7 protein-coding genes are annotated in these 6,592 nt (G+C 67.7%); 2 read left to right on the forward strand and 5 right to left on the reverse strand.

What is annotated here, in order from left to right:
- The coding region (locus EES42_RS41405; RefSeq protein WP_241196920.1) for a tyrosine-type recombinase/integrase at positions 1–922 on the reverse strand (922 nt) is incomplete at its 3' end.
- An 83-nt stretch (positions 923–1,005) separates the two neighbouring features.
- Complete coding sequence (locus tag EES42_RS41410; RefSeq protein WP_124723390.1) at positions 1,006–2,205, reverse strand: tyrosine-type recombinase/integrase; 1,200 nt, start codon at positions 2,203–2,205, stop codon at positions 1,006–1,008.
- Between the two features lie 25 nt (positions 2,206–2,230).
- Between EES42_RS41410 and EES42_RS41415 the strand changes: the two genes are divergently transcribed.
- Positions 2,231–3,184 (forward strand): non-homologous end joining protein Ku, encoded by a 954-nt coding sequence (locus EES42_RS41415; protein WP_124723391.1) that lies wholly within the window; start codon positions 2,231–2,233, stop codon positions 3,182–3,184.
- A gap of 47 nt (positions 3,185–3,231) precedes the next feature.
- Positions 3,232–4,158: a non-homologous end-joining DNA ligase gene (gene ligD, locus EES42_RS41420; protein WP_241196921.1), complete on the forward strand. Its 927-nt coding sequence runs from the start codon at positions 3,232–3,234 to the stop codon at positions 4,156–4,158.
- A 278-nt stretch (positions 4,159–4,436) separates the two neighbouring features.
- Here ligD and EES42_RS47470 read toward each other — a convergent pair whose 3' ends face one another.
- The 3 genes from EES42_RS47470 to EES42_RS47475 all read right to left on the reverse strand — a co-directional run bounded on the left by EES42_RS47470 (position 4,437) and on the right by EES42_RS47475 (position 6,212).
- The gene (locus EES42_RS47470; RefSeq protein WP_266624426.1) at positions 4,437–4,568 is read right to left on the reverse strand and encodes a hypothetical protein; all 132 of its coding nucleotides are present in this window, start codon (positions 4,566–4,568) and stop codon (positions 4,437–4,439) included.
- Positions 4,569–4,700: 132 nt separating this feature from the next.
- Positions 4,701–5,630 (reverse strand): DMT family protein, encoded by a 930-nt coding sequence (locus tag EES42_RS41425; RefSeq protein ID WP_124723393.1) that lies wholly within the window; start codon positions 5,628–5,630, stop codon positions 4,701–4,703.
- Between the two features lie 450 nt (positions 5,631–6,080).
- On the reverse strand, positions 6,081–6,212 hold the full coding sequence (locus tag EES42_RS47475) for a hypothetical protein (protein WP_266624424.1): 132 nt from the start codon (positions 6,210–6,212) through the stop codon (positions 6,081–6,083).
- Between the last annotated feature and the right edge of the window lie 380 nt (positions 6,213–6,592).

Consider the following 6,592-nt stretch of genomic DNA (forward strand, 5'->3'; position numbering starts at 1 on the left):
AATGCCGGATTGAGTGCGGAGTCAGGTCTTTTGGGAGCCTCAGGGCGTCGCGGTATGCCTCGAACCGGTCGTTGATGGAGCCGGGCTGGAGGCGGCCTCCACGTTCCGTGATCCACAGAGCGGGGTGATCGGGGAATCCGAAGCGGGGGCGAACGTTCTCGACGTAGTCGGCGACCGCCTCGACGGCCCAGTCCATCACCGACAGCACGTTCCGCCGGCGCGGCGGCTGGCCCTTCTTCGCCTTGCCGAAGCGGACGTTGAGCGTGCCGTACCGGCCGAACTGCCGGGCCTGCGCGTTGCGTCCGAAGTCGACCACATCGAGCTTGGACGTCTCGGTCCGGCGAAGCCCCCACCCATAGATGACCTTGAACAGTGTGGCGTCCCGATAGGCGGCGAGAGCCCCCTTGCGCTTGGACTTCACGGCGCGTGCGACCTGGTCGTCGGCGAAGTCGAGGAACCGCTGCAGCTCTTCCCTTGTGAACGGCCGCGCTTCCGGGGCGCCTTCGTAATCCTGCAGGTGAGGGAGGGTATTCCACTCGTGGCAGATCGCCACCGGATAGGTGCCGAAGGCTTCCTCGCATGTCGGCCCCCAGCCGTATCGGGCGTCGATGAGGAGTTCGGTGAACAGGCGAACCGTGCCCTGGTAGCTGCGGATCGTGGACGGCGCCAGATGCTTCTCGCTGGTCAGCGAGGCCGACCATTCGTCCAGGTGGGCCGGCGTCCACTGCCACGGGTACTCGTTCGCGAATTCGAGGAACCGGCGGATCAGCCGTTCCCGCGGGTCGATCGTCTCGTCCTTCAGCCCTCGCGACTTCTGCTGAGCCCTCCAGCCCCTCAGCATCGCGTCGAACATCGCGTCCTCCGGACGCAACTGGACCACACCGGAGACAAGCTCTATGTGAGCCGAGCCCGCCAGGGCCACCTTGCGCTGATGCACCACTCCAGACCATCCCTTCTGGAGAGCAGATCATGCATCAGAAGGGATCGTCTCGGCAACACCCCTGCTCAGGCTGCCAGTTCGCAGAGCCTACGGAGACCCTCCGCTTCCCGCCGTGACCACGCGACCTGCGGCTTCTCGCCCATCGGATGCAATTCCCGAGGGTTAACGTAGATCTGAGTTGTACTCAGATGGGCATGCCCCAGGACCCATTGCACGTCTGTCAGAGCCAGCTGCGGATCCCTAGCCATCCGATAGGCGGCGGTGTGCCGCAGATCGTGCAGCGTCCAGTTGGCACCCAGCAGAGTGTTGGCGCGGTTCAGCATCGCCCGGGCCGCGTGATAGCTGAGCGGCCGGTATGGTCGCCGCAGGGTCCACCACAGTCCTGCCGCCGGATCACACTGCACCCCTGCCCGCCATGCTTCCTCCTGATAGAGGCGGAGCCACACGAACGCATCCGGTGATGACGGCAGCTGCTGATACGCACGTGTCCCCTTACGCAGCACCCCCAGCAACTGCTCACCCGGCAAGGGATCCCGCTGCCGGCTCGTCAGCAGCTCCTCGGCCCGGGCGCCGTTGGACACCCAGAACGCCAATAGGGCGCGGTCACGATGGTGACGCAAGGCGGCGAACAGCTCGTTGAACCTGCGGTCCGGAATCCGCCGCGGCATCCGTGCCGGAATCGAGGGTCGGTACCGGCCTCCTTGCGACCGTCGGCCAGCGGCCGGCCCGCGTCGATTCCGGCCTGCAGGGAACGGGTTGATGATGGGCCCACAACCCGTATCGAGGTGAAAGTCGTAGAACGACCGCAACACGGTCTCGGCATGTACCCGCGTCCTAACCGAATACATGGACCCCGGCGCGGACCGGCCCGTGACGGGGTTCGGATCGCTCGTGGGCCGTACCGGCGGCGAGCCTAAACGTCCAGAGGACCGGTGGCGCCAGTGGAGGCGGACGGGCTTTGGCGCCACCTGCATCCAGCGTGCGAAGTCACGGGCGTCTACTCGCGTGATGCGATTCCAGGACAGGCCCCATCCAGCAAGGAACCGCCACCATCGCAGCAAATCCATCCCATACGAGCGCAGTGTCGATGGCGGCCGTCCGCACGCCTGAAGCTCCGCGAAGAACTCGCCCACTGGCTCCACCACAACCCCACAGGCGTCGAGCAACACCCAGGGGCGTGCCGGGTCTTCCGTTTCCACCAGCCCACCCGAATCCGGCAGCTCGAAGCCAGCCAGATCACGGTTCGAACCACCCGTCTCAAGCATGCCGGGAAGCTAGCAGCAACTTGCTCTGACCTGCGAATACTGGGCATCTAGTTCAGTCAACAAGACCATCCCGATCAAGGTCGTCAGCGCGACCGAGGACCATGCGATCCGCTTCCACCAGGTCCACCTGGAGGACATGGGCCGGGTCCGCACCCGCAAGATCTGCTCGATCGACGACGAGGTCGTGCCGCAGGAGGAAATCGGCAAGGGCTACGAGCTCACCAAGGACGAGCTCGTCCCGGTCACCGACGAAGAACTCGACGAGATGCCCCTGCCCACCGCGAAGGCCATCGAGATCGTCGCTTTCGTCGACGCCGACAGCATCAACCCGATCCGGATCAGCGACAGCTACTACCTCGCGATCGACGGACAGATCGCGGCGAAGCCGTACACCCTGCTCCGTAAGGCGCTGGAACGCTCCGACAAAGTCGCGGTCGCCAAATTCGCGTGGCACAACCGCGAAAGGCTCGGGCTGCTGCGAGTGCGGGATGACGCGATCGTGCTGCACGCGATGCGGTGGCCCGACGAGATCCGCAGCCCCGACTCCCTCAAGCCGAAGGACGTCGACCTGGACGACGAGGAGATCGAGCGGGCCGTCCAGCTCACCGACACCATGGCCCTCGACGACATCTCCGGTTTCCGGGACGAGTACCGCGACGCCCTGGAGGAACTGATCGAGGCGAAGGCCGAGGGCACCGAGCTCCCGGAGCCGGCCGAGGGCGAGGAGCGGGAGACCGGGAAGGTCGTCGACCTGATGGCCGCCCTGAACGCCTCCGTCAAGGCGGCCAGGGAATCGCGCGGCGAGCACGGCGACCAGGACGCCACCGTGCACACGATGCAGCCACGCAAGAAGACCCCGGCCAAGAAGAAAGCCGCCACGGCCAGGAAGACCACCACGAAGACCGCAGCCGGGAAGCGCACGGCAAGGAAGACCACGACGAAGAAGACTGCTGCTGGGAAGAAGCGCAGCGCGTCCTGAACGGACGCCTGGGCGGGATGGTCATGGGGTTGCCGCGGATCCCTCCGATGCTCGCCACCGCGGGAAGTCTGCCGCCCGCGGACGTGGAGGACCGGTGGGCGTTCGAGGTGAAGCAGGATGGACAGCGGGCCATGCTCTACCTGCCCGGCGACGGGACCATGGTCCTGCGGTCCCGGTCCGGGGCGGACATCAGCGCCGTCTACCCGGAGCTCGCAGGGCTCGGGTCCCTGCTCGGCCGGCCTGCGGTCCTGGACGGCGAGATCGTCGCGCTCGACCGTGAGGGGCGCAGTGACTTCGAGCGGCTGCAGTCCCGCATGGGCCTGGCCTCGGCGGCGAAGGCGGCCCGGATGGCCCAGGTGGTGCCAGCGCATCTGGTGCTGTTCGATGCCGTGTATCTGGACGGACGCGGCCTGACCGGGCTGCCGTACACCGAGCGCCGTGCCCTCCTGGAGGGCCTGGGGCTGGACGGGAGGCACTGGTCGACGCCCGCAGCTGTCGTCGGGCACGGCACACAGGCACTGGAGATGACCCGGACCGCGGGACTGGAGGGCCTGGTCGCGAAACGGCTCAACTCTGTGTACGAGCCAGGGGTCCGGTCCCGCTCGTGGATCAAGATCCGGCACGTCAGGACCGTTGATGTGATCGTGGGCGGGTGGGTTCCCGGCCGCGGCCGGCTCGCCGGTCTGCCCGGCGCCCTACTGGTAGGAGAGGCACGTGCAGGCGGGCTGCGGTACGTGGGCAGCGTCGGCACCGGATGGAGCGACAACGAACGCACCACGCTCGCCGAACTTCTCCAGGTTGCTGCGATCGATGAGTGCCCTTTCGACAAGGTGCCACGCGTGGCCGGAGCTCGGTGGGTACTACCGCGCCTAGTCGGAGAAGTCCGCTACGCGACCAGGACCCGGGCAGGACTGCTGCGACACCCGTCATGGCACCGGCTACGCCCCGACCTCGCCCCCGACGACATCACCTGACCCGGGCACTTCCTACTGCGGCGACTGCAGTCCCGTCTCGGGCTTGCAGATCTGGCACGACTCACCCACCGCGGTGCAGCAACGCCGTGCTCCCACTTCGCTGGGGCTGGATCTTCCACGACCGCTCGGCCCTCGCCCGCTCCCGACGTCGCCGCTCCTGTTGCTCCTTGATCTCCAGTTCCCGGATCCGGCCCCGGACCGTACGGAGCTGCCACTCCAGCCACTGCTCCAGGACCGGTTCTTGTCCAGGTCGGATATCCCGCCGTGGCCGGACACGGCTACGCCTCGTCCTGGGCCGGCTCGTGGGCGTGCTTGAGCGCCGACGCGGTCACCGGCTTCGACGGAATCCCAGAAAGGTGCGTGGACACGGTGATGCTGAGCTCCAGCAGCCGCGCGCGGTAGCGGACCACCTGGGAGCCCGATATCGGTAGCAACGATGCCGGACGGAAGAGACGATGCGCAGGCGAGTCGTCGGTTTGGCCACCAGACTCCCGTACGGCAGCCAAGCGTTGGAAATTCGGCGCATCGCATCTGGTGCCGGGTCAGACCCCCGCGGACGTCCGGGCGTCCTTGGAGGGTGTCACGGGCGCCGCCTCGGGGTCGCTGTCGTGCCCTTTCGGGGATCCGAACCAGGCCACTGCCACAGCGCCCGATACGGCGAGCACGAACCCGGTGATCGCCGCCCAGGCGAAGCCGGGACGGGAGGCATCGCCGAGCCACAGCACGCCGATGATGCCCGGCAGGACGGTCTCGCCGACGACCAGCGCGGCGGTGGCGCCGTTGACCGAGCCGATCTGCAGGGCGACCGTGTGCAGGTACATGCCGCCGATGCCTGCCACCAGGATCGCGTAGAACGCCGGGTCGCAGAGCAGCGCTCCCGGGTCGAAAGGGTCGATGCCGTTCAGCACACGGACCCCGACACCGAGGGCGCCGAAGCCCAGTCCGGACAGCAGGCCGGCCAGGATCGCGGCGCGCGCCCCCAGTAGGCGTACGACCACGGTGCCGCCCACGATCAGGAGCAGCGAGATCCCCAGCAGCCACCAGTGCGTGGAGATCGGGGTGTCGCCGCTGCCTTCCGGGCCCGCCGCCGTCGCCAGAAGCACCAGCGCGGAGCAGACCACGGCAATCGAGGTCCGCTCGGCGCGGTTGAGCCGGATGCCGAGGAGCTTGATGCTCAGCACCGCCGTGATCACCAAGTTGGCGCTGATCACGGTCTGCGACAGGAACAGCGGCAGGAGGCGCGCCGCCAGTGCGCCGAGCCCGAAGCCGACGAAGTCCAGGATGGTCCCGACGATGAACTCCCAGGTCATCGCCGCCTTCGCGGTGGATGACAGGCTCGGGCCACCGTGCTGGGTCACGCTGCTGGCGGCGGCCTCCCGGCGGGCTGACTTCTGTGATCCGACGGCCTGAAGGACGGAGCCCGTGCCGTAACAGATCGATGCTGCCACGGCGGTGAGCAGTCCTATGAGCACCGAAAGCTCCGTTCATGTATGGGTCGGTGGGGTTCGGTCCTGTTCCCCCTGGCAGACGCAGGTTTTGGCGCAAAAGTTGCTTCCGGCGAGTCAGTTGCCGGCGTATCTCCCTCCACAGGCCAACTGCGGTCAGCCACACTGCCCGTAGCACACTGCAACAGGTCTTAGCGCAGCGTCACGGAGTTTCTTCTTTCTCAGTGGTGCTTCGTGGATCTCCCGGCGTGCGGCGCCGCGCTTCCGTCCGGTGCTCTCCCGGTGACGGTGAAAAAATGCCGTGTGAACGGCATTCCCGGCTCGCGGAGGAGCACCGGGAATGCGGCCCGGCCGGCCACCCGCCGGTGTGGTGATGCCTTGGCCGTGATCGGTGTCCTGCCTGCTGGGGCGGGTGCAGCACAGTGGCCCGCCGGCCCGGGACGGGAGCGTCAGGGCGCCGAGTCATGCGGTGGTCCGTCATAGGTACTCGGGCCGGGCCGGGCCGCGCCGCAGCTGCTGGCGGATCGAGGTCAGTGGGGTGACGGCCTGGTCGTCGTCGGCGGCAGAGGTCGCGGCGGAGTCGGGCCAGGCCCCGGCAGCGGGCAGCATCGGCCGGACGCGGGCACGCGCTGCCGGGGCGCCCAGCCAGTCTTCCCTACACCGCGGCGTTGCCCACGCCGACGGGCAGCAGTTGCTCGTCAAGGTCGCGGTCTACGGCCCGGCCGTGGAGTTCGTCGAGGACCGGTCAGTACTGCGGAGTCGTCCGCCTCGTCGCATCGGCAGCCCCGGGCCGAATGGCCCGGTACCGGGCCGGCTCGTCGTACGTGGGCCGCGCACAAGTTCCGGAGCGTCCCGGTATGGAGGCCGGGAGGACAAGGACGTGTCCGCCACCATCCCCTGATCTGACGATCTCTTCGAAAGGCAACCCTGTGAGCGTGCAGAACTGGAACCCTGCCCGGATGACCTCGCACCCCGATCACCCCTGTGTG

It is taken from the genome of Streptomyces sp. ADI95-17 (assembly GCF_003846175.1).
Taxonomy (GTDB): domain Bacteria; phylum Actinomycetota; class Actinomycetes; order Streptomycetales; family Streptomycetaceae; genus Streptomyces; species Streptomyces sanglieri.

Coding starts and splice junctions, on each gene's coding strand:
- EES42_RS41410 (WP_124723390.1), bottom strand. CDS start 2,205: ATGCTTGAGACGGGTGGTTCGAACCGTGATCTGGCTGGCTTCGAGCTG.
- EES42_RS47475 (WP_266624424.1), bottom strand. CDS start 6,212: ATGCTGCCCGCTGCCGGGGCCTGGCCCGACTCCGCCGCGACCTCTGCC.
- ligD (WP_241196921.1), top strand. CDS start 3,232: ATGCTCGCCACCGCGGGAAGTCTGCCGCCCGCGGACGTGGAGGACCGG.